Origin of the sequence: Kosakonia arachidis, from assembly GCF_900116535.1 — a bacterium.
GTDB classification, from domain to species: domain Bacteria; phylum Pseudomonadota; class Gammaproteobacteria; order Enterobacterales; family Enterobacteriaceae; genus Kosakonia; species Kosakonia arachidis.
Map to the genome: position 1 here is coordinate 12,995 of NZ_FPAU01000014.1, position 20,280 is coordinate 33,274.

Sequence of the window (20,280 nt, forward strand, 5' to 3'; positions counted from 1 at the left end):
TCGTTACGGGGCTGGCAGCGACCAGCCCACGTTAACGTTATCGTCCGTCATCGGCGGTACTACGGGTTCAGTCAGTTTCAGCTCAATGCTATTTGACGCCACGCGTTGCCCTTTATCATCTTCCACCAGTGCGGTGAGTGTCCAGCGATTGCTCGCCCCTTCAGCACTATCCCAGCGCGGCATAATCAGCGTCCAGCCATCAGCACTGCGGCCATTCACTGGCGGCGTCAGACTAAGCGCCTGCGTATCGCCCTGCCAGATAATCGAACGCACGCCATGCGTACTGTTGATTTGCAGCTTCAATGCCACGGTTTCACCAGGCTGTAAATCCCACGGTGGTGTAGCGAGAAACACCGACAATGTTTTGCGCTGACGATATTCATACACCGGCGTACTGCTGCGCGTTGGGCTGTCGTAACGGCTGCCACGCAGCGAACGACTGGCGGCCACTTCGCTGGCTGAAAGTTGCTTCCACAACGGGACGCCAAAGCGGTAGTTGAGCTTCAAACCTAAGTCATTCTGGCTAAGACCGCTCTCACCCTGACGGTGTTCGGCGGTCAACGTCACCAGCGGAACCGGGGTATAGTTGAGGCCCACTTTCACCGCTACCGGGTTGCGATAGCCGGTACCGGTATCAAACAGATCCACATTATCACCAAAGTATTGTTCAACGCTGAGGCTGGTATTCAGTTGCTGCCAGAACGGCAATCGCGCCTGCGCCGTCACGTCGTAACCCCGCGCCATCCGTTGTTGCTGCGTGGCGGTTTGATAATTCCAGTTGCTCACAGGCTGGTAGTAGTTGGCGGAGAAACGCAGATATTGCCCCCATACCTCGGCCCCTACACCGGCGCGGCTAAAACTGTCATCCAGCAGCGTGTCATAAAAAGTGTTGTAGCCGAGTAACCAATCGCCAGCCATCCAGCGTTGGCCTAACCCGACATTGCCCACCAGCCCCGCGTCCTGTTGCGTCACTCCGAGCTGCCCCCAACTGAGGTAGCGGTTATTATCCTCCAGAGGCACAAACCAGTCGCCGTGGCTGCCGGTAAAACTACCCTCGCTATCGACCTTAAAATCGATATTGGCACTGCCCCAGGGCGACAGCCAGGATTCCACTTTCTGGTTCACCTCATCGCTCACCACATCCTGCAATTGTCCGAATGCAAACTGGCGCGCCTGTTCTCCCGCGGTCAGCCCGTTATCCGTCATGCTGGCTTCCCCGAAGGCTTTGATCATTTCCGCGACGTGTTTTTCCTGCGAACCACTTACTGGCGCCATGCCGAGCTCCGGCAAACCATCGCCGTTATTGTCGAAGGGGTTTTCCGCTTGCTGAACGAAGCTATTTTGTGCGGCATCGACAATATCACTCGCCAGCAGCAATATCAGGAGAGATGAGATCTTATAATTCATAACACCGTACAGCAATTTGCTGATAATAATCCGTCCAGTTTTATCGACATGAACCAACAAGTTTAACGGTTTTGTCCTTGCTTTGCAGGGAGCGGCATAATACCAGGAAAATCCTTACCTACCCGCTGCGTTGCAACTACAGTTAATGCACCAATGCTGAAAGAGAATCGCCATGAATTGTAAACTGCGTGGAGTGTTCTGTAGCGCACTGCTGTTGTACGGCGTACAAGCATACGCAAATGAACTATTTAACCTGCAATCCCCGGCTTTCGCCGACAATGCATTGATGGAGAAAAAATTCGCCGGTAACGCCAGCAACAATCCCAACTGTACAGGTGAAAATCAGTCGCCCGCGCTGGTGTGGAGTAACCCGCCAGCCAGTACAAAAAGTTTCGCCCTGCTGGTTCACGATCCAGAAGGCGCGAACGGGCTGGGGGTGACGCATCTGGTGGCTTACAATATTTTGCCATCAACGACCGGTTTCGCACCCAACGATCTGCGCGACGGCAAAAATTATACTGGCGGGAAAAACAGCCCCGGTAATCTGCGCTGGCATGGCCCCTGTCCACCACCTGGTAGCGGTGCGCACCATTACACTTTCACGCTAATTGCTACCTCACTACCGCCAACCTTGCCGGAAGGGCTAACACGCGAGGCGTTGTTAGATAAACTGAAAGGGCATGCACTGGCCGCCAGCGGATTAATTGGCCGTTTCGGACAATAATTTGTGGTAACCCACTGATTCTGCGTCGCCGACCTTTCACCGGCGACGGCTGCGCAGTAGCATAAGCCCCGTCTGCACAATGTTATCGAAGGAGTGAAAATGCAAAAGATCGTCATTGTCGCCACCGGCGCGGCTTATGGTAGTGAATCGCTGTTCAGCAGTTTGCGCCTGGCAATCGCCCTGTGCGAAGAAGAGAGCGCGAAGCAACTGAAAGTGTTTTTAATGTCCGACGCGGTCACCGCCGGTCTGCGCGGGCAAAAACCGGCAGAGGGTTATAACCTGCAACAGATGCTGGAAATTTTGACCGCCCAGGGTGTTGTAGTGAAATTATGCAAAACCTGCACTGATGGACGCGGTATCACCGCCCTGCCGCTAGTAGATGGCGTGGAAATAGGCACGCTGGTGGAACTGGCGCAGTGGACGGTGGCTGCGGATAAGGTATTAACTTTTTAATATCTCCGAAAGTTTAATATGATTTTCTTATGAATGACGTTCCGTCATCAAGTTTGCCTGTTGTGTTGCCGATAGCCACTTAAGACAACACAGCAGGTAACATAATTATGTTTAGAACGATTAAATCCCGCATTATTGCGGCCACGGCGGGATGTCTCGCTATCGCTTTGCTTCTTAACACCGTTATTAACTATCAGGTCACTCGCCAGTATAATCAACAAACTCAGCAAGATATCCTCTACAGCACCAGCATCAGCCACAGCATTGCCATCTCAGACTGGGTCGCCAGTAAAATGGAGATCATCAACTCACTGCAAAGCGTCGCCTTAACTGACGATCCGGTGCCTATTTTCACACAGATGGCGCACGCCGGTGGCTTCACCAATGTGTATATCGGTTATGCCAGCAAAACGGCAAAATTCTCCGATCCGACAGGCGTACCCACCGATTATGATCCGACGATCCGTCCGTGGTATCAGCAGGTGCTGAAAGCGGATGCACCAGTGGTGACCGCACCCTATGTCGATGCGGGTAGCGGGAAATTGGTGGTCACGTTCGCCGTACCGGTGAAAGAGAACGGTACACTGAAAGGCGTAGTCGCTGGTGATGTTTCGATGGACAGCGTGGTCGCTAACGTACGCGGCATCAATCCATCGCCTAACAGCAGCGGTTTGCTGCTGGACAGCGACGGCACGGTGATTGCCGCTAATAACGATAATCTGACGCTCAAACCCTTCACAGAAGCGCTCAGCGGTGTAAGTTTCGCCGGGCTGAGCGCCGGGAAAATCGTCGAAGGCCAGTACGCTGGCGTACAGAAGATATTGCAAGCTACCCCGGTCAAAGGCACCCACTGGCTGCTGACCGTAGCGCTGGACAGCGCAGATTCCACGTCCGGTTTGCAGGCACAGCTCAAAGCTTCCGCCCTGTCATTGGTCGTGCTGGTACTGATTGCTGGTGCAGTCATGCACTGGATAGTGTCGGCCATGCTTAAAAGACTACTGATAATTCGCGATGCGATGAATGCTATCAGTAGCGGCACCGACGATCTTTCCCAGCGTTTACCAGTGAATGGTCATGATGAAGTGACGCAAATTGCTCATGCTTTTAACGCCTTCAGCGATAAATTGTCGGTGGTGATGGTTAAACTGCGTGATTCCAGCCAATCCGTACAACAAGCGGCCCAAGAGATTGCCGCAGGTAACCAGGATCTCTCAGGCAGGACTGAACAGGCGGCATCCAGCCTGCGAGAAACGGCCAGCGCCGTTGAGCAGATCACCGCCTCGGTCGCCCAGTCCACTGATGCTGCCGCTCAGGCTAATCAGCAGGCACATGCGGCATCTGAAGCGGCATCCCACGGCGGTCAGGTGGTGGCACAGGCGATAACCACCATGCAATCTATTGAAACCGCTTCAGCGAAAATTGGGGATATCACCAGCGTGATTGACGGCATCGCCTTCCAGACGAATATTCTGGCGCTGAATGCCTCCGTCGAAGCGGCGCGAGCGGGTGAACAGGGGCGCGGGTTTGCCGTGGTCGCTGGTGAAGTACGCAATCTGGCCAGCCGCAGTGCTCAGGCGGCGAAAGAGATCAAAACGCTGATTGATTCCACCACCGAAAGTGTCGCTACGGGTTCACGCTTTGTTCGGCTGGCGGGCGACAGTATGACCGACATTGTTTCCAGCATCGACAGTGTGTCGGTAATCATGCGCGAGATCACCGTCGCTACGAGTGAGCAGATGAAGGGCATACAGGAGATCAATCATGCCGTTATCGATCTTGACCATATGGTGCAGCAAAATGCCGAACTGGTGATCCAGTCCGCCACCGCTGCAGGTGCATTGCGCTCACAGGCCGGGGAGCTTGCTGAAACCGCCGGGCATTTCCGCATTTAATCTTCTTTCGGCGCATTTCACCCAAGGTTTTATGCGCCGACCTCCCCCCTCGCCAGATAATGTAATTTTTGTTTAATCGCTACGTCATTATTTGATCAAAATCAGCATTCGTTGCCCTTCACTTTGGTGTTATTGGCTGAGTGAATTGTGAACAGAATCACGCGCGAGAAGTTTTCGTGGCGGAAGGCGTTGTTATAAAACTACGGGGTTGGAAAATGGCGGTGGTAAAAGCAAGTTTGAGATTGTTTGGCGGGGATACGATTGTCGTTCGTTGTTCAGCAAATTGTCATATTCATCTGATGAGCGAGAAAAGCAGCACGGCTGATGAGCAGACCGATATTTTAAGCGTCCAGAACCGCGCAAGCGCCTATCTGGCGGTGCCTTACAGTGGTATCTGGAACGTGCTGATCGATAGCCACAGCCAGTCGCTGGAGCACTCAATCAGCTACGTTGCGGCATAATCGCTCAACAGACAAAACCAGGTTGCAGGTCCGGGCCTGGTTTTTCTCCCTCCAGCAAGTCACGCACTCTCCCCACCAGCTCATTCAGACAGTCATCGTGCATACCGAGTTTAATGAGTTCTTGTTCAAGCGAGAAAAGATACTGCGCATTGGTGCCTAGCGGGCCGCTGGCGGAGGCAATCAACGGGGCGATAGTTTGCGCGCGGGTATCGGATTCGTAGAGTGGATGGCGTGGATCCATAATAAACACCAGCGCGTTAATAATACGGCCATCGTCCAGCGCCAGCTTGCACCAGCTTGGCATATAGCAGCCGGTGATCATTTCGCGTTTCCACAGCAGAGACAATTCTTCTGCAAGGGTTTCCTGTGGCATACGGTAAGCAACACCGGTCGTACGGCCGCCCTCTTTCAGCGCCAGCATGCGGCCAGGCTGACAGGCCGTTCCGCGACCCGCAGTCAAACGCAGACAAAATGCGCGATGCCAGCCAACCAGCGTTCCGGTGCAAGACTCTTCAAATTCCAGCGCCGGGTTCCACATCAGCGAACCGTAGCCGAAAATCCACACCGGCCCTTCATCCGGACGACAAGCGAGCGTCGCTGCCAGCGATGCGGCCCGTTGTTCCGCCGACCATAACAGGGACTCCTCAATGTCGCCAAACGCCGTTTTACAATCGGCTGTTCGCAAGAAATCACGCGTTAACATCTTTTACCTCCGCCACTGCCTGCTTCCCTGCGACTGCTCTACTGCTGTCTTCCCGACAAATGCTGCTTTAAGCGCAGCTTACTACGCACCATATGCAATTCACGGGCCGCTTGCAATAGCACCAACACATTGAATGTGGCTATAAATGGCGAAGTGGAATTATTTCATTGTGTTATCTCTTTTTGTGCCAGCGATCGTCGTCGCCTTTTTCATAATCCTGTTTAACGGCCGACCAGGCAACACGGTGCGCCGTCTCTTCGCGGCTGGCGTCATCGCGCCGGTCGGCTTTATCCTTGTACTGCTCCCAGGCGCTATTAAACGCCTCTTTATAAATTTCTTGTGCATGGGCAGGCAACACATGCTGGACGCTATCAGGAAGATCGGACTTCTCTTTATAAGGCATGTTTTGGCTCCTTTTGGGCTAAATGTGGACTAAATATGAGCTAAATGAATAAGCCTGGCTGATCATTTACACAACCGCCACCACTGTCTTATTTATTGAAAATAAAAAATCACATCATATTGTTAGATATGGATAATTTTTATAAGAGATGTTTTTTTAAAGAGCTGAAATAAAAAAATAACAAAACAGTAAAAATGAGTAAAAACCCACCTAAAAGTGCCGATTTTTTGCTATCTTAGTACGCTGATAATTTTGTCTATAATCCATATATATACCCTAAATAATTCGAGTTGCAGGAAGGCGGCGACGCAGTGAATCCCCAGGAGCTTACTGAAGTAAGGGACCGGGGTGAGCGAGGAAAGCCAACGCACATGCAGCTTGAAGTATGACGGGCATACCTGCACTATGACGGAGCATCATAATGGCAACAACGCACGAAGCGGTTAAAACCCGCCACAAGGAGACATCCCTTATTTTCCCGGTACTCGCGCTGGCAGTGCTGCTTTTCTGGGGAAGTTCGCAGTCATTGCCAGTGGTGATTGGCATCAATATTCTGGCGCTGATCGGTATTCTTGCCAGCGCCTTTAGCGTGGTTCGACATGCTGACGTACTCGCACACCGCCTCGGTGAGCCCTACGGTTCGCTGATTCTGAGTCTTTCGGTAGTGATCCTCGAAGTGAGCCTGATTTCCGCGCTGATGGCGACAGGCGATGCCGCGCCAACGCTGATGCGAGACACGCTTTACTCTATCATCATGATTGTCACCGGCGGGCTGGTTGGGTTCTCACTGCTGCTCGGCGGGCGTAAATTCGCCACCCAGTATATGAATCTGTTTGGTATCAAACAGTATCTCATCGCCCTGTTCCCGCTGGCGGTTATTGTGCTGGTGTTCCCAATGGCACTGCCAGACGCCAATTTCACTATTGCTCAGTCGCTGCTGGTAGCGTTAATCTCGGCGGCGATGTACGGCGTGTTTTTGCTTATTCAGACCAAAACGCATCAGAGTTTGTTTGTTTACGAGCATGAAGACGAAAGCGACGACGACGATCCACATCATGGCAAGCCGTCTGCACATGGGAATTTGTGGCATACCGTATGGCTGATCGTACATCTGATTGCGGTGATCGCAGTGACCAAGATGAACGCAAAACCGCTGGAAGCACTGCTGACGCAGATGAATGCGCCCGTCGCTTTTACCGGTTTCCTGGTGGCGCTGCTGATTCTGTCGCCGGAAGGTCTTGGGGCGCTGAAAGCGGTGCTGAATAATCAGGTGCAGCGCGCCATGAATCTGTTTTTTGGTTCAGTGCTGGCCACAATTTCCCTGACGGTTCCGGTCGTCACGCTGATTGCGTGGATCACCGATAATCACCTGGTTTTTGGCCTTGGCGCGCCGGAAATGATTGTGATGGTGGCCTCGCTGCTGCTGTGCCAGCTCTCCTTCTCGACTGGCCGTACTAATGTACTGAACGGTGCTGCGCATATGGCGCTGTTTGCGGCCTACCTGATGACAATATTTGCCTGACGCTATTTTACCTGGTCGATAAAAAACCCCGCATTTTGCGGGGTTTTGTTTTTTACTCGGTGTCGAGTTCGTCGAAGCTTTTCACCAGATCATCAATCGCTTTGATCTGCTTGAGGAACGGTTCGAGTTTGTCCAGCGGCAACGCGGACGGACCATCGCATTTCGCGTTGTCCGGATCCGGGTGCGCTTCAATAAACAGGCCGGCCAGACCGGTTGCCATCCCTGCGCGAGCCAGTTCAGTGACCTGCGCGCGGCGGCCGCCTGAAGCCGAACCAAACGGGTCGCGGCATTGCAATGCGTGGGTTACGTCAAAAATGACCGGTGAGTTATTGGAAACTTTCTTCATCACACCAAAACCAAGCATATCTACAACCAGGTTGTCATAGCCGAAGTTGGCGCCGCGGTCGCAGAGGATCACTTTGTCATTGCCACCTTCATGGAATTTATCCACGATATTGCCCATCTGGCCTGGGCTTACGAACTGCGGTTTTTTCACGTTAATTACTGCGCCGGTTTTCGCCATCGCTTCCACCAGGTCGGTCTGGCGGGCAAGGAACGCCGGAAGCTGAATCACGTCGACCACATCGGCTACCGTCTGCGCCTGGGAAGCTTCATGCACGTCGGTGATCACTTTTACACCAAAGGTCTGTTTCAGTTCCTGAAAAATTTTCATCCCCTCTTCCAGACCCGGCCCGCGATAGGACTTGATGGAAGAACGGTTGGCTTTATCAAAAGAGGCTTTGAACACATACGGAATGCCCAATTTCTGGGTCACAGTCACGTAGTGTTCGCAAATGCGCATCGCCAGATCGCGGGATTCCAGCACGTTCATACCACCAAACAGCACAAACGGCAGATCGTTCGCAACGTTAATGTCGCCAATGCTGACCACTTTTTGTTTCATAAAATCGCCTTATCAAGTGTGAATCGGAACTTACTTTTAATGCAGGGTAATCTGTTTGTGTGAAATCGTGTTGATTTGTGCGCGGATCATCTCGCTTATGGGATCCTCCGGACACTGCTCGACGAAATAACTCAGGTCGTGCAATGCCACATGATCGCAATCAAGCTGGGCGTAAATCAGCCCACGGTCACGGATTTCGTAAGGATCTTCCGGATTAAACTGTAACAGGGCTTCACTGGCGCGCAATGCCAGCTCCATCTGCTGCTCTTCCATCAGCGCTGACTTTAAGGTATCCAGCAGCTTGCGGATCACTTCAGCGTTGTCGGCTTCATCCAGATCTTCGTTAAACAGCTCGGTGACCGGGCTGATATTCCCCTTCAGCCACACTTCGAGTGTATGTTCGTCCAGCGTGTCGCCATTAAAAGGGTTAATGAGCCACATTTCACCATCCAGCCACTCGGCACGCAGGATCAACTGCGTCGGGAAAATGACCGGCGTCAGCGGAATGTCGAGATGCCCGGCGACCCACAATAAAATAGCCCCCAGCGATACGGCGCTTCCCTGACGATTTTCCAGCACCTTATCCAGCCACAATGCATCAGACAGGCGGTAAACCCCACGCGTGTCTTTAAAGCCCCATTCCCCGTAAAACAACTCAATGAGCTTTTCCAACTGCCAGTCCTGAGGCTTCGCCTGACTTATTTCCTCTCGCGCCAGGCTCAGCAACCGTTCCAGCTCTTCATGCACGTACAGTGAAGGAAAATCATCGCGAATCAGCTCTGAAACAAGGATCATCCCGTCGCATAATGGCGCGTTGTTAAATTCGAAATCAGCTAACGACCTCATTTCTTACCCCAGTATCGGTACTTTTGTGGCGGCGAGTTTAATGATGATGTACAGCACCACCAGCCCCAGCATAAAGGCGATAAAACCCGTTTGCTGGCTGCGCGGACGATGTCGCCCCAGCGCAATAAAACCCAAAGCAATGTAGATGATAACGCCAAACAGCTTTTCAGTCAGCCATGCACCTTTAACAGTAAAAGGGAAATAGCCCGTTACCCACATCAACCCGCCGCCGCTTAACAGCAGCACGCTGTCGACCACATGCGGCGCCACCCGTACCCAGCCGGCCCGGGCGTGCGGATTATTCGTCCAGCGCCACCAGTAGCGTAAAACGAACAGACTAATGGTCAACGCAACGCAGGTCAAATGCAATGAAATCAATATATTAAAAGCGTGCATCGCGCATTACTCCTGTAAAGGCCGCTTTCCCAACGTCAGCCGCTCATTACCGCCATAATCCCGGCAGGTATTCACCTCCTGCCAGCCATATTGTGAAAATAGCGCACGCACCGCCGCGCCTTGCTGCCAGCCATGTTCCAGCAGCAGCCAGCCGCCCGGCAGCAGAAAGTGTCGCGCGTCGCAAATGATGGTTTGTAAATCGGCGAGACCATGATCGGCCGCCACCAGCGCGCTTTGCGGTTCAAAACGGACATCTCCCTGTGCGAGATGCGGATCCTGCGCATCTATATAGGGAGGATTGCTGACAATCATGGTGAACTGCTGCCCTGTAAGCGCACTGAACCAGCAGCTTTGCAGGATGTTGACGTTAGTCATCGCCAGATGTTCCGCATTGCGTTGCGCCAGTGTTACCGCCTCTGCAACCACATCGACGGCCGTAACGTGGCAATCCGGTCGTTCGCTGGCCAGCGCCAGCGCAATTGCCCCGGTGCCGGTACCCAGATCGAGAATACGACATGGCGAAGTGGGAAGACGGTTTAACGCCTGTTCGACCAGGCACTCCGTGTCCGGGCGCGGGATCAGCGTCACTGGCGAGACAAACAGCGGCAGCGACCAGAATTCACGCTCGCCAACCAAATGCGCCACCGGTTCGCCAAGCGCCCGGCGCGCCAGCAGCGCATCAAGTTGCAGCTGCTGTTCCGACGTAAGCACGGTTTCACCAAAAGCGAGAATGAAGGTGCGTGTTTTGCCGGTCACAAACCCCAGCAGAATTTCAGCGTCGCGGCGCGGGCTTTCGCTCGTCTGTAACTGGCCTATTGCCGCACGCAACCACTGTTGATAGTCCATCATTCCTGCTCGGAAAGCGCTGCCAGTTGATCGGCCTGGTACTCTTGCACAATCGGTTCGATCAACATATCAAGCTTGCCTTCCATCACCTCATCAAGACGATAGAGCGTCAAGTTGATGCGGTGATCGGTAACGCGCCCCTGCGGAAAATTGTATGTGCGATTGCGATCGCTACGATCGCCGCTGCCCAGCAAATTGCGGCGGGTTGATGCTTCAGCCTGCTGGCGTTTCGCCATTTCTGCTGCGTGGATACGCGCACCCAGCACCGACATCGCCTTGGCTTTGTTTTTATGTTGTGAACGTTCGTCCTGACATTCGACCACAATCCCTGTCGGCAAGTGGGTAATACGGATTGCCGAGTCGGTGGTGTTAACGTGCTGACCGCCCGCGCCGGAGGAGCGGAAAGTATCAATACGCAGATCCCCCGGGCTGATATCCGGCAGCTCAGCTTCAGGCAGCTCCGGCATGACGGCAACAGTACAGGCTGAAGTGTGAATACGCCCCTGCGATTCGGTCGCCGGGACGCGCTGCACGCGATGGCCGCCCGATTCAAACTTCAGACGCCCGTAGACGCCCTCACCGCTGATTTTGGCGATCACTTCTTTATAGCCGCCATGTTCACCATCGTTAGCGCTCATGATCTCCACCCGCCAGCGGCGGGCTTCCGCATAGCGGCTATACATACGAAACAGATCGCCGGCAAATAATGCCGCTTCGTCACCGCCCGTACCCGCGCGAACTTCAACGAAGGCATTGCGTTCATCATCCGCATCTTTCGGCAAGAGTAAAACCTGTAAATGCTGCTCCAGCTGTTCGCTTTTCTCTTTCGCATCGCGCAACTCTTCCTGCGCCATTTCACGCATTTCCGGGTCGTCGAGCATCATCTGTGCCGTTTCAATATCTTCCTGAACCTGTTGCCAGTCAGTAAAACAGCGTGACACATCGCTTAGCTGCGCATATTCCCGCGACAGCGCGCGGAAACGATCCTGGTCAGCGATAGTTTGCGCATCACCCAGCAGCGCCTGAACTTCTTCATGACGTTCATGCAGGGCTTCCAGCTTGGCAACGATAGAGGACTTCATAGGCGTAAATGCACCTTTTAATAATCGAGAGTGTTATTGTGCTAATCCAGCCCGAGGCTGTTGCGCAAGGTATGCAGGCGCTCATCATCCCCGTCACGGGCGGCCTGCTGAAGAGATTTGGTTGGGGCGTGGATCAAGCGGTTAGTTAGTTTCCACGCGAGGTCCTGCATGATAACCTGCGGATCGCCACCCTGCGCCAGTGCAGCCAGCGCTTTGGCGGTCAACTCATCGCGCACGGCTTCGGAATGGCTGCGGTATTCACGGATAGTCTCGCTGGCGCTTTGCGCGCGCAGCCATGACATAAATTCGCTGGTTTCCTGGGCAACGATGGTTTCTGCCTGTACCGCAGCGGCTTTACGCTGAGCCAGGTTGTGCTGAATGATGCTTTGCAGATCGTCGACGCTGTAGAGATAAGCGTTGGCTACTTTCCCCACTTCCGGCTCAACGTCACGCGGCACGGCAATATCCACCAACAGCATCGGTTGGTTACGTCGTGCTTTCATCGCGCGTTCCACCATCCCTTTACCAATGATCGGCAACGGGCTGGCGGTAGAACTAATAACAATATCAGCGTCTTTCAAACGCTCGTCGATTTCGCTCAGAGAGATAACGTCCGCGTCAACTTCCTCCGCCAGCACCTGGGCGCGTTCTCGCGTACGGTTAGCGATGATCATCTTTTGCACTTTGTGTTCGTGCAGATGGCGGGCAACCAGCTCAATAGTTTCTCCCGCGCCAACCAGTAATACGGTGACCGTCGAGAGGGATTCAAAGATCTGCCGCGCCAGCGTACAGGCGGCAAAGGCGACCGACACAGCACTGGCACCAATATCGGTTTCCGTACGCACCCGTTTGGCCACGGAGAAGGATTTCTGGAACATGCGCTCCAGATCGCTGGCATTGCCATGCCCGCGCTGCGAATCGGCATAAGCTTTTTTCACCTGGCCGAGAATTTGCGGCTCGCCAAGCACCAGCGAATCCAGCCCGCTCGCCACGCGCATTAAATGGCTGACGGCGTCATTATCCTGATGCCAGTAAAGACTCTGGCGTACTTCCTCTTCGCTCAGGTGGTGGTAATCACACAACCAGCGAACCAGCGCTTCATGCAAGTTTTCCTGCTCTTCGACGCTTAAATAAAGCTCAGTGCGGTTACAGGTTGAAAGCACCACCCCCCCCTGCACCATCGGCTGCGAGAGCAGGCTTTCCAGCGCCTGGTCAAGCGTATCCGGCGAAAATGCAATGCGTTCTCGCAGCGAAACGGGAGCCGTTTTGTGGTTGATGCCAAGAGCTAAAAGGGTCATGAGCGCGGGAATAGTACCAACGTTGATAAGGTTAGACTGCACGCATCATACAGGATGCGCACGGTCAATAAAAGAGAGACTCTCCTTTCGGAGTAATTGGAATTTTAATGATTTAAGACAACTTGAACGTAGACGCTGTTACAGTGCGGCGCTAGCATTAAGCCTAATCACCGCAACCTCTCTCAAGGATTTGTCATCGTTATGACTCTGTCGGACTTCCGCTTTATTCGCCTGCTGCCGCTGGCCAGCCTCGTTTTGACCGCCTGTACGCTCAACGCACCCAAAGGGCCGGGGCAAAGCCCGGATTCTCCGCAGTGGCGTCAGCATGAGCAGCAGGTGCGCGCCTTAAGCCAGTATCAGACCCGCGGTGCCTTCGCTTACCTGTCCGATCAACAAAAAGTCTACGCCCGCTTTTTCTGGCAGCAGACCGGCGAAGATCGTTACCGTCTGTTGCTAACCAACCCATTGGGCAGTTCTGAACTGGAGCTGAATGCGCAGCCGGGTAGTGTGCAACTGGTTGATAATAAAGGCCAGCGCTATACCGCTGACGATGCCGAAGAGATGATTGGCAAGTTGACCGGCATGCCTATTCCACTCAATAGCCTGCGCCAGTGGATCCTCGGTCTGCCGGGCAATGCCACCGATTACAAACTTGACGATCAGTACCGCCTGAGCGAACTGAACTACAGCCAGGGCGGTAAAAGCTGGAAAGTCGTTTATGGTGGATATGACAACAAAACCCAACCGGCAATGCCCGCAAATATGGAACTGAGCGACGGCAGCCAGCGTATCAAGCTGAAAATGGATAACTGGATTGTAAAATGACGACCTGGCCCGCTCCGGCAAAACTTAACCTGTTTTTATACATTACCGGCCAGCGAGCTGATGGTTATCACACCTTACAGACGCTTTTTCAGTTTCTCGATTATGGTGATACGCTGACCATCGACCCCCGCAGCGACGGAGAAATTCGTCTGTTAACCCCGGTTGCCGGGGTGCCTGACGAAGAGAATCTGATCGTGCGTGCTGCACGTTTGCTGATCAAACACGCTAGCGAAACAGGGCGTTATCCTGAGGGCAGCGGTGCCGACATTGCGATTGATAAACGTCTGCCAATGGGCGGTGGCCTCGGCGGCGGCTCATCAAATGCCGCGACCGTGCTGGTCGCGTTGAATCATTTATGGCGCTGCCAACTGAGCGTTGACGAACTGGCAGCGCTTGGCCTGCAACTGGGCGCGGATGTCCCGGTATTTGTGCGCGGGCATGCGGCCTTTGCCGAGGGAATTGGTGAGATCCTGACGCCGGTTAATCCACCTGAGAAATGGTATCTGGTGGCGCATCCGGGCGTCAGCATTCCCACGCCAGTGATTTTTAAAGATCCCGAGTTGCCAAGAGCGACGCCGAAGCGGTCAATTGAAACGTTGCTAAATTGTGAATTCGGCAACGATTGCGAGGTTATCGCAAGAAAACGTTTTCGCGAGGTTGATGCCGCGCTTTCCTGGCTGTTAGAATACGCGCCGTCGCGCCTGACTGGCACAGGAGCCTGTGTCTTTTCCGAATTTGACACCGAATCCGCCGCTCGTCAGGTGCTTGAGCAAGCCCCGGAATGGCTGCACGGTTTTGTCGCGCGAGGCGTCAACCTCTCGCCGCTAGCACAAACCATCGCCGGGCAAGCTGAGCTCCGGTGACAACGTCACATGTTCCAGACGTTGCATCGCGCTCTTTAATACACCGCATGGATAGAATTTCGCCCTGACCGCACATTCTGGCGCATTCTATCCGCCACTGGACGCATGCCTGAGGTTCTTCTCGTGCCTGATATGAAGCTTTTTGCTGGTAACGCTACCCCGGAACTAGCACAACGTATTGCCAACCGCCTGTACACTTCTCTCGGCGACGCCGCTGTAGGTCGCTTTAGTGACGGCGAAGTCAGCGTACAAATTAATGAAAACGTACGCGGTGGTGATATTTTCATCATCCAGTCCACTTGTGCTCCCACAAACGACAACCTGATGGAACTGGTTGTTATGGTTGATGCGCTGCGTCGTGCTTCCGCAGGCCGTATCACCGCGGTCATTCCTTATTTCGGCTACGCCCGCCAGGATCGCCGTGTGCGTTCAGCCCGTGTGCCAATTACCGCGAAAGTCGTTGCTGATTTTCTTTCCAGCGTTGGCGTTGACCGCGTGTTGACCGTTGACTTGCATGCTGAACAGATTCAGGGCTTCTTCGATGTGCCGGTTGACAACGTATTTGGTAGCCCGATCCTGCTCGAAGATATGCTGCAACTGAACCTGGACAACCCTATCGTGGTTTCTCCGGACATTGGCGGCGTGGTGCGCGCCCGTGCTATCGCTAAACTGCTGAACGATACCGATATGGCGATCATCGACAAACGTCGCCCACGTGCTAACGTCTCTCAGGTGATGCACATCATCGGCGACGTAGCTAACCGCGACTGCGTACTGGTTGACGATATGATCGACACCGGCGGTACGCTGTGCAAAGCAGCAGAAGCGCTGAAAGAACGTGGTGCAAAACGCGTATTTGCTTACGCGACACACCCGATTTTCTCTGGTAATGCGGTGAACAACTTGCGCAACTCCTTGATTGACGAAGTGGTGGTCTGCGACACCATTCCGCTGAGCGACGAGATCAAAGCGCTGCCTAACGTACGTACGCTGACGCTGTCTGGCATGCTGGCCGAAGCTATCCGTCGTATCAGCAACGAAGAATCTATTTCTGCGATGTTCGAACATTAATCGCTGCTGAATAGAAAACCCGCTACGGCGGGTTTTTTTATCCTTGAATGTTATTTGTATGATTTATCAGGTCATTATTTATTTCCACCTTCAGGATGAAATAGCATCGTGAATAAATTTTTCACTCCACAAGTTCTGCCTTTCCGCGCGTTAATTGAGGCGTGCTGGAAAGAAAAATACACGATGGCTCGCTTTACCCGCGATCTCATCGCCGGTATCACCGTCGGGATTATCGCCATTCCTCTGTCGATGGCGCTGGCAATTGGCAGCGGCGTCGCGCCGCAATATGGCCTGTATACTTCGGCGATTGCCGGTATCGTTATCGCCCTGAGCGGCGGCTCGCGCTATAGTGTTTCCGGCCCGACCGCTGCGTTTGTAGTGATCCTCTACCCCGTTTCACAACAGTTTGGCCTTGCGGGCCTGCTGGTTGCCACATTGATGTCCGGGGTGTTCCTGATCCTCTTCGGGCTGGCGCGCTTTGGTCGATTGATTGAATATATTCCGCTTTCCGTGACGCTCGGTTTTACCTCCGGTATTGGCATCACCATTGCTACAATGCAGCTTAAAGATTTTCTCGGACTGCATATGTCACATGTCCCGGAACATTACCTGCAAAAAGTTGGCGCGCTGGTGATGGCGTTGCCCACCATTAATTTTGGCGATGCAGCCATCGGCGTGACGACACTGGCGACGCTGGTTCTCTGGCCGCGTTTACGTTTACGCTTGCCCGGTCACTTGCCTGCACTGCTGGCAGGCTGTGCTGTTATGCTGGTGGTGAACCTGCTCGGCGGCCATGTTGCCACTATCGGTTCTCAGTTCCAGTACACATTGGCGGATGGCACGCAGGGCAACGGTATCCCTCAGCTTCTGCCGCAGCTGGTATTGCCGTGGGATCTACCGGGTTCGAATTTCAACATGAGCTGGAATTCACTCCAGGCGATGCTGCCTGCCGCATTTTCGATGGCCATGCTGGGCGCTATTGAATCGCTGCTCTGCGCGGTGGTGCTGGACGGGATGACCGGCACCAAACACAAAGCCAACAGTGAGCTGATTGGCCAGGGGATCGGGAATATTATCGCGCCGTTCTTTGGCGGGATCACCGCGACGGCGGCGATTGCCCGCTCTGCAGCTAACGTGCGCGCTGGTGCCACCTCGCCCATTTCTGCCGTGATACATGCACTGCTGGTGATCCTGGCGTTACTGGCGCTGGCACCGCTGCTCTCCTGGCTGCCGCTGTCGGCGATGGCCGCGCTGTTGTTAATGGTGGCGTGGAATATGAGTGAAGCGCACAAAGTCATCGATCTGCTGCGCCGCGCTCCCGCCGATGACATAGTGGTGATGTTGCTTTGCATGTCGCTTACGGTGCTGTTCGATATGGTTATCGCCATTAGCGTCGGGATTGTGCTGGCATCGCTGCTATTCATGCGCCGCATTGCGCAGATGACGCGCCTGGCAGCGGTGAATGTCATTGTGCCGGATGATGTGCTGGTACTGCGCGTTATTGGCCCGCTGTTCTTTGCCGCCGCGGAAGGTGTGTTCAACGATCTGGAGACCCGCATCGCCGGCAAGCGAATTGTCGTGCTGAAGTGGGATGCAGTACCTGTGCTGGATGCTGGCGGGCTGGATGCGTTCCGCCGTTTTGTAACCCGCCTGCCGGAAGGTACCGAGCTGCGGGTCAGCAACCTGGAATTTCAGCCGCTGCGTACCCTGGCGCGCGCTGGCGTGCAGCCTATCCCTGGCCGACTGGCTTTCTTCCCTAATCGTGATGCGGCATTAGCCGATCTGTGAACCGGATGCGGAATAGCGATTCCGCATCATCACCTCTATCGCCCGTTGTAACCCTTGCAGTACTTCGGGCGTCACCCATGTCCCCTTCATCAGATGCGGTTCTTGCTGCATCGCAGTGCGGAACACAAAAAAAACGGCTCGATCAGGAGCCGTTATTGAAAAATTCGTATTTAGATGTGATGTTGCCTGTCACGGCGGCAGCGTTTGTCATAGTGGCGGACCCACCAGTATTTATCGCTAACCTGCTCATGGCCTCCTACGCGGGCACCTGCGAGCCAGAGAACAGCTCCGAGGAAGATACTCAGTATCGCGCCGTGCGCAAGAAATTGTGGCAGGTTAAGCTGCGGAAGCTGGTTTAAAATAGAGTAAGCAACACCGACAACCATCACTACTAACCCCAACCCCATGAGCGCATTACCGAGTAACGAAGAATTTTTGCGTTTCATATGTCACCTCCGGAACGATGGGTTGGATGGGAAATCCCCAATCCTTGTGGTTAAAGTATAGACAGTGTTCTTTTTGGTGGTTGCGTGCACGATCACAATTATAAATGTTTCACTAACAAAAGTTTACAAATAAGCGATTGAACTCCTTGAAATTTGAATGATTCAGATGAGCAATCATTATCATTTTCCACCTGGTACAGTGAGAATTTTGTCATCGCGCCCCGCACAACGTAAACTACGCGACGGATATTGACCTGGTCAGGAATAAAAAGTGACGATTAAACTGATTGTCGGGCTGGCGAACCCTGGCGCTGAATACGCTGCGACACGCCACAATGCGGGCGCCTGGTATGTCGATTTACTGGCAGAACGCGCACGCGCGCCACTGCGCGATGAACCGAAATTCTTCGGCTACACCTCGCGCATTAATCTGGCAGGTGAAGATGTGCGTCTGTTGGTACCGACCACCTTTATGAACCTGAGCGGCAAAGCGGTAGCAGCGATGGCAACTTTTTACCGCATCAACCCGGATGAAATCCTTGTCGCGCATGACGAACTGGATCTGCCGCCAGGCGTGGCGAAGTTCAAACTGGGCGGCGGCCACGGAGGTCATAACGGTCTGAAAGACATCATTAGCAAACTGGGGAATAACCCCAATTTTCACCGTTTGCGTGTGGGTATCGGCCATCCGGGGGATAAAAACAAAGTTGTCGGTTTTGTTCTGGGTAAACCGCCGGTTTCTGAACAGAAGCTGATCGATGAAGCCGTTGACGAAGCGGCGCGTTGTACAGAGATCTGGCTGAAGGACGGTTTAACCAAAGCCACTAACCGCCTTCACGCCTTTAAGGCACAGTAACCCCACTGCAGAGGCAATTTTACCGCGCGTTACATTGGTTACGTGTATAATAGCCAAAGTTATTCACTTTTCTGCAATCCGTTTTACTCAACGGATTGATTATCAAGAGATTAAGGTAATTACATCATGGGATTCAAATGCGGTATCGTTGGCCTGCCCAACGTAGGTAAATCCACCCTGTTCAACGCGCTCACCAAAGCAGGTATTGAAGCGGCAAACTTCCCCTTCTGTACTATTGAGCCGAACACCGGTGTCGTACCGATGCCCGATCCGCGTCTGGACAAACTCGCGGAAATCGTTAAGCCTCAGCGCATTCTGCCAACCACGATGGAATTTGTTGATATCGCCGGTCTGGTAAAAGGCGCATCCAAAGGTGAAGGTCTGGGGAACCAGTTCCTGACCAACATCCGCGAGACCGAAGCCATCGGCCACGTGGTACGCTGCTTTGAAAACGACAATATCATCCACGTTGCCGGTAAAGTTGATCCGGCGGAAGATATCGACGTTATCAACACCGAACTGGCGCTTTCCGACCTGGAAACCTGCGAACGCGCTATTCACCGCGTGTCCAAGAAAGCAAAAGGCGGCGATAAGGACGCGAAAGTTGAGCTGGCCGCGCTGGAAAAATGCCTGCCGCAACTGGAAAACGCCGGTATGCTGCGTGCACTGGATCTGAGCAGAGAAGAGAAAGAAGCCATTCGTTACCTGACCTTCCTGACGCTGAAACCGACCATGTACATCGCTAACGTCAATGAAGATGGTTTCGAAAACAACCCGTATCTGGACCAGGTTCGCGAGATTGCGGAAAAAGAAGGCTCCGTCGTGGTGCCGGTTTGTGCCGCGGTTGAAGCGGATATCGCCGAGTTGGATGACGAAGAGCGCGATGAGTTCATGGCCGAACTCGGGCTTGAAGAGCCGGGCCTGAACCGCGTGATCCGCGCCGGTTATGCCCTGCTGAACCTGCAAACCTACTTCACCGCTGGGGTGAAAGAGGTTCGCGCCTGGACAATCCCGGTTGGCGCAACAGCACCGCAGGCCGCCGGGAAAATCCACACCGACTTCGAAAAAGGCTTTATTCGCGCACAAACCATCGCTTATGAAGACTTTATCGCTTACAAAGGCGAGCAAGGCGCGAAAGAAGCCGGCAAAATGCGTGCCGAAGGCAAAGAGTACATCGTTAAAGATGGCGATGTGATGAACTTCCTGTTCAACGTCTAAATAAGTTTTGTTGTCTCATGAGGTGTCAGAACATCTTATGAAGCTCACAAAACTCTCTAAAATCCACGCACTTGCGTGGATTTTTTATTCCACATTGTCTCATATGATCTCATGGAAGCGCAGTCTAAAATGAGTACATAGATGAGTGCAATCCGTTTCCATTATCATGAGACGTTTTTTTCCCTTGCGTTTCAGATTCAACTTTAACAATCGGTATACCCGGTAAACCCGTTTCGCATCCCACAACTTGCCACTCTGACGCAACTTGTCGAACAT

21 protein-coding genes and 1 pseudogene are annotated in these 20,280 nt (G+C 53.5%); 11 read left to right on the forward strand and 11 right to left on the reverse strand.

What is annotated here, in order from left to right:
• Positions 1–3: 3 nt before the first annotated feature.
• Positions 4–1,407, reverse strand: a complete 1,404-nt coding sequence (locus BM427_RS24440; RefSeq protein ID WP_090127112.1) for a YchO/YchP family invasin — start codon at positions 1,405–1,407, stop codon at positions 4–6.
• Positions 1,408–1,579: 172 nt separating this feature from the next.
• Between BM427_RS24440 and BM427_RS24445 the strand changes: the two genes are divergently transcribed.
• The 4 genes from BM427_RS24445 to BM427_RS24460 all read left to right on the forward strand — a co-directional run bounded on the left by BM427_RS24445 (position 1,580) and on the right by BM427_RS24460 (position 4,937).
• Entirely contained in the window at positions 1,580–2,131 is a 552-nt protein-coding gene (locus tag BM427_RS24445) for a YbhB/YbcL family Raf kinase inhibitor-like protein (protein WP_090127078.1), read from the forward strand.
• A gap of 99 nt (positions 2,132–2,230) precedes the next feature.
• Positions 2,231–2,584: a DsrE/DsrF/TusD sulfur relay family protein gene (locus tag BM427_RS24450; RefSeq protein ID WP_090127080.1), complete on the forward strand. Its 354-nt coding sequence runs from the start codon at positions 2,231–2,233 to the stop codon at positions 2,582–2,584.
• A gap of 107 nt (positions 2,585–2,691) precedes the next feature.
• Positions 2,692–4,476: a methyl-accepting chemotaxis protein gene (locus tag BM427_RS24455; RefSeq protein ID WP_090127082.1), complete on the forward strand. Its 1,785-nt coding sequence runs from the start codon at positions 2,692–2,694 to the stop codon at positions 4,474–4,476.
• Between the two features lie 215 nt (positions 4,477–4,691).
• The gene (locus BM427_RS24460) at positions 4,692–4,937 is read left to right on the forward strand and encodes a DUF1883 domain-containing protein (RefSeq protein ID WP_090127084.1); all 246 of its coding nucleotides are present in this window, start codon (positions 4,692–4,694) and stop codon (positions 4,935–4,937) included.
• Positions 4,938–4,941: 4 nt separating this feature from the next.
• On the opposite strand, the gene BM427_RS24465 is transcribed toward BM427_RS24460, so the two are convergent.
• Positions 4,942–5,640: a gamma-glutamylcyclotransferase gene (locus BM427_RS24465; protein WP_090127086.1), complete on the reverse strand. Its 699-nt coding sequence runs from the start codon at positions 5,638–5,640 to the stop codon at positions 4,942–4,944.
• A gap of 172 nt (positions 5,641–5,812) precedes the next feature.
• Complete coding sequence (chaB, locus tag BM427_RS24470) at positions 5,813–6,043, reverse strand: putative cation transport regulator ChaB (protein ID WP_090127088.1); 231 nt, start codon at positions 6,041–6,043, stop codon at positions 5,813–5,815.
• Positions 6,044–6,464: 421 nt separating this feature from the next.
• Here chaB and chaA point away from each other — a divergent pair, with 421 nt between their 5' ends.
• Positions 6,465–7,565 (forward strand): sodium-potassium/proton antiporter ChaA, encoded by a 1,101-nt coding sequence (chaA, locus tag BM427_RS24475; RefSeq protein WP_090127090.1) that lies wholly within the window; start codon positions 6,465–6,467, stop codon positions 7,563–7,565.
• 52 nt (positions 7,566–7,617) lie between these two features.
• On the opposite strand, the gene kdsA is transcribed toward chaA, so the two are convergent.
• Genes kdsA through hemA form a run of 6 tightly spaced genes read right to left on the reverse strand, consistent with a single transcriptional unit; the run spans position 7,618 to position 12,937 of the window.
• Positions 7,618–8,469, reverse strand: coding sequence for a 3-deoxy-8-phosphooctulonate synthase (kdsA, locus tag BM427_RS24480; protein WP_090127092.1), 852 nt, complete (start codon positions 8,467–8,469; stop codon positions 7,618–7,620).
• 36 nt (positions 8,470–8,505) lie between these two features.
• On the reverse strand, positions 8,506–9,315 hold the full coding sequence (sirB1, locus tag BM427_RS24485; protein WP_090127094.1) for an invasion regulator SirB1: 810 nt from the start codon (positions 9,313–9,315) through the stop codon (positions 8,506–8,508).
• A gap of 3 nt (positions 9,316–9,318) precedes the next feature.
• Complete coding sequence (sirB2, locus tag BM427_RS24490; protein ID WP_090127096.1) at positions 9,319–9,711, reverse strand: invasion regulator SirB2; 393 nt, start codon at positions 9,709–9,711, stop codon at positions 9,319–9,321.
• 6 nt (positions 9,712–9,717) lie between these two features.
• Complete coding sequence (prmC, locus tag BM427_RS24495; RefSeq protein ID WP_090127097.1) at positions 9,718–10,557, reverse strand: peptide chain release factor N(5)-glutamine methyltransferase; 840 nt, start codon at positions 10,555–10,557, stop codon at positions 9,718–9,720.
• Entirely contained in the window at positions 10,557–11,639 is a 1,083-nt protein-coding gene (gene prfA / locus BM427_RS24500) for a peptide chain release factor 1 (protein WP_090127099.1), read from the reverse strand. Before prfA ends, prmC begins: the two co-directional genes overlap by 1 nt.
• Positions 11,640–11,680: 41 nt before the next feature.
• The gene (gene hemA, locus BM427_RS24505; RefSeq protein ID WP_090127114.1) at positions 11,681–12,937 is read right to left on the reverse strand and encodes a glutamyl-tRNA reductase; all 1,257 of its coding nucleotides are present in this window, start codon (positions 12,935–12,937) and stop codon (positions 11,681–11,683) included.
• 201 nt (positions 12,938–13,138) lie between these two features.
• On the opposite strand from hemA, the gene lolB reads away from it, so the two are divergent.
• From lolB to dauA, 4 genes are all read left to right on the forward strand, one after another.
• On the forward strand, positions 13,139–13,762 hold the full coding sequence (gene lolB, locus BM427_RS24510) for a lipoprotein insertase outer membrane protein LolB (RefSeq protein WP_090127101.1): 624 nt from the start codon (positions 13,139–13,141) through the stop codon (positions 13,760–13,762).
• Complete coding sequence (gene ispE, locus BM427_RS24515) at positions 13,759–14,625, forward strand: 4-(cytidine 5'-diphospho)-2-C-methyl-D-erythritol kinase (RefSeq protein WP_090127103.1); 867 nt, start codon at positions 13,759–13,761, stop codon at positions 14,623–14,625. Before lolB ends, ispE begins: the two co-directional genes overlap by 4 nt.
• 123 nt (positions 14,626–14,748) lie before the next feature.
• Positions 14,749–15,696, forward strand: coding sequence for a ribose-phosphate diphosphokinase (prs, locus tag BM427_RS24520; RefSeq protein ID WP_090127116.1), 948 nt, complete (start codon positions 14,749–14,751; stop codon positions 15,694–15,696).
• A gap of 108 nt (positions 15,697–15,804) precedes the next feature.
• Positions 15,805–17,484, forward strand: coding sequence for a C4-dicarboxylic acid transporter DauA (gene dauA, locus BM427_RS24525; protein WP_090127105.1), 1,680 nt, complete (start codon positions 15,805–15,807; stop codon positions 17,482–17,484).
• On the opposite strand, the pseudogene BM427_RS26195 reads toward dauA, so the two are convergent.
• Together BM427_RS26195 and ychH are read right to left on the reverse strand one after the other, a co-directional pair.
• A pseudogene (locus BM427_RS26195) lies at positions 17,470–17,607 on the reverse strand (MerR family transcriptional regulator); the annotation flags it as partial. The gene dauA and the pseudogene BM427_RS26195 overlap by 15 nt on opposite strands.
• 47 nt (positions 17,608–17,654) lie before the next feature.
• A complete protein-coding gene (gene ychH, locus BM427_RS24530; protein WP_090127107.1) occupies positions 17,655–17,930 on the reverse strand; it encodes a stress-induced protein YchH in 276 nt (91 codons plus the stop codon).
• 271 nt (positions 17,931–18,201) lie between these two features.
• On the opposite strand from ychH, the gene pth reads away from it, so the two are divergent.
• The gene (pth, locus tag BM427_RS24535; protein WP_007371851.1) at positions 18,202–18,786 is read left to right on the forward strand and encodes an aminoacyl-tRNA hydrolase; all 585 of its coding nucleotides are present in this window, start codon (positions 18,202–18,204) and stop codon (positions 18,784–18,786) included.
• Positions 18,787–18,912: 126 nt separating this feature from the next.
• Positions 18,913–20,004, forward strand: coding sequence for a redox-regulated ATPase YchF (ychF, locus tag BM427_RS24540; RefSeq protein ID WP_090127110.1), 1,092 nt, complete (start codon positions 18,913–18,915; stop codon positions 20,002–20,004).
• The last annotated feature ends 276 nt before the right edge of the window (positions 20,005–20,280 follow it).

What these genes read in the sequence shown, in the direction of transcription:
- BM427_RS24440 (WP_090127112.1), bottom strand. Translation starts at nt 1,407, where the DNA reads ATGAATTATAAGATCTCATCTCTCCTGATATTGCTGCTGGCGAGTGAT.
- BM427_RS24445 (WP_090127078.1), top strand. Translation starts at nt 1,580, where the DNA reads ATGAATTGTAAACTGCGTGGAGTGTTCTGTAGCGCACTGCTGTTGTAC.
- BM427_RS24450 (WP_090127080.1), top strand. Translation starts at nt 2,231, where the DNA reads ATGCAAAAGATCGTCATTGTCGCCACCGGCGCGGCTTATGGTAGTGAA.
- BM427_RS24455 (WP_090127082.1), top strand. Translation starts at nt 2,692, where the DNA reads ATGTTTAGAACGATTAAATCCCGCATTATTGCGGCCACGGCGGGATGT.
- BM427_RS24460 (WP_090127084.1), top strand. Translation starts at nt 4,692, where the DNA reads ATGGCGGTGGTAAAAGCAAGTTTGAGATTGTTTGGCGGGGATACGATT.
- BM427_RS24465 (WP_090127086.1), bottom strand. Translation starts at nt 5,640, where the DNA reads ATGTTAACGCGTGATTTCTTGCGAACAGCCGATTGTAAAACGGCGTTT.
- chaB (WP_090127088.1), bottom strand. Translation starts at nt 6,043, where the DNA reads ATGCCTTATAAAGAGAAGTCCGATCTTCCTGATAGCGTCCAGCATGTG.
- chaA (WP_090127090.1), top strand. Translation starts at nt 6,465, where the DNA reads ATGGCAACAACGCACGAAGCGGTTAAAACCCGCCACAAGGAGACATCC.
- kdsA (WP_090127092.1), bottom strand. Translation starts at nt 8,469, where the DNA reads ATGAAACAAAAAGTGGTCAGCATTGGCGACATTAACGTTGCGAACGAT.
- sirB1 (WP_090127094.1), bottom strand. Translation starts at nt 9,315, where the DNA reads ATGAGGTCGTTAGCTGATTTCGAATTTAACAACGCGCCATTATGCGAC.
- sirB2 (WP_090127096.1), bottom strand. Translation starts at nt 9,711, where the DNA reads ATGCACGCTTTTAATATATTGATTTCATTGCATTTGACCTGCGTTGCG.
- prmC (WP_090127097.1), bottom strand. Translation starts at nt 10,557, where the DNA reads ATGGACTATCAACAGTGGTTGCGTGCGGCAATAGGCCAGTTACAGACG.
- prfA (WP_090127099.1), bottom strand. Translation starts at nt 11,639, where the DNA reads ATGAAGTCCTCTATCGTTGCCAAGCTGGAAGCCCTGCATGAACGTCAT.
- hemA (WP_090127114.1), bottom strand. Translation starts at nt 12,937, where the DNA reads ATGACCCTTTTAGCTCTTGGCATCAACCACAAAACGGCTCCCGTTTCG.
- lolB (WP_090127101.1), top strand. Translation starts at nt 13,139, where the DNA reads ATGACTCTGTCGGACTTCCGCTTTATTCGCCTGCTGCCGCTGGCCAGC.
- ispE (WP_090127103.1), top strand. Translation starts at nt 13,759, where the DNA reads ATGACGACCTGGCCCGCTCCGGCAAAACTTAACCTGTTTTTATACATT.
- ychH (WP_090127107.1), bottom strand. Translation starts at nt 17,930, where the DNA reads ATGAAACGCAAAAATTCTTCGTTACTCGGTAATGCGCTCATGGGGTTG.
- ychF (WP_090127110.1), top strand. Translation starts at nt 18,913, where the DNA reads ATGGGATTCAAATGCGGTATCGTTGGCCTGCCCAACGTAGGTAAATCC.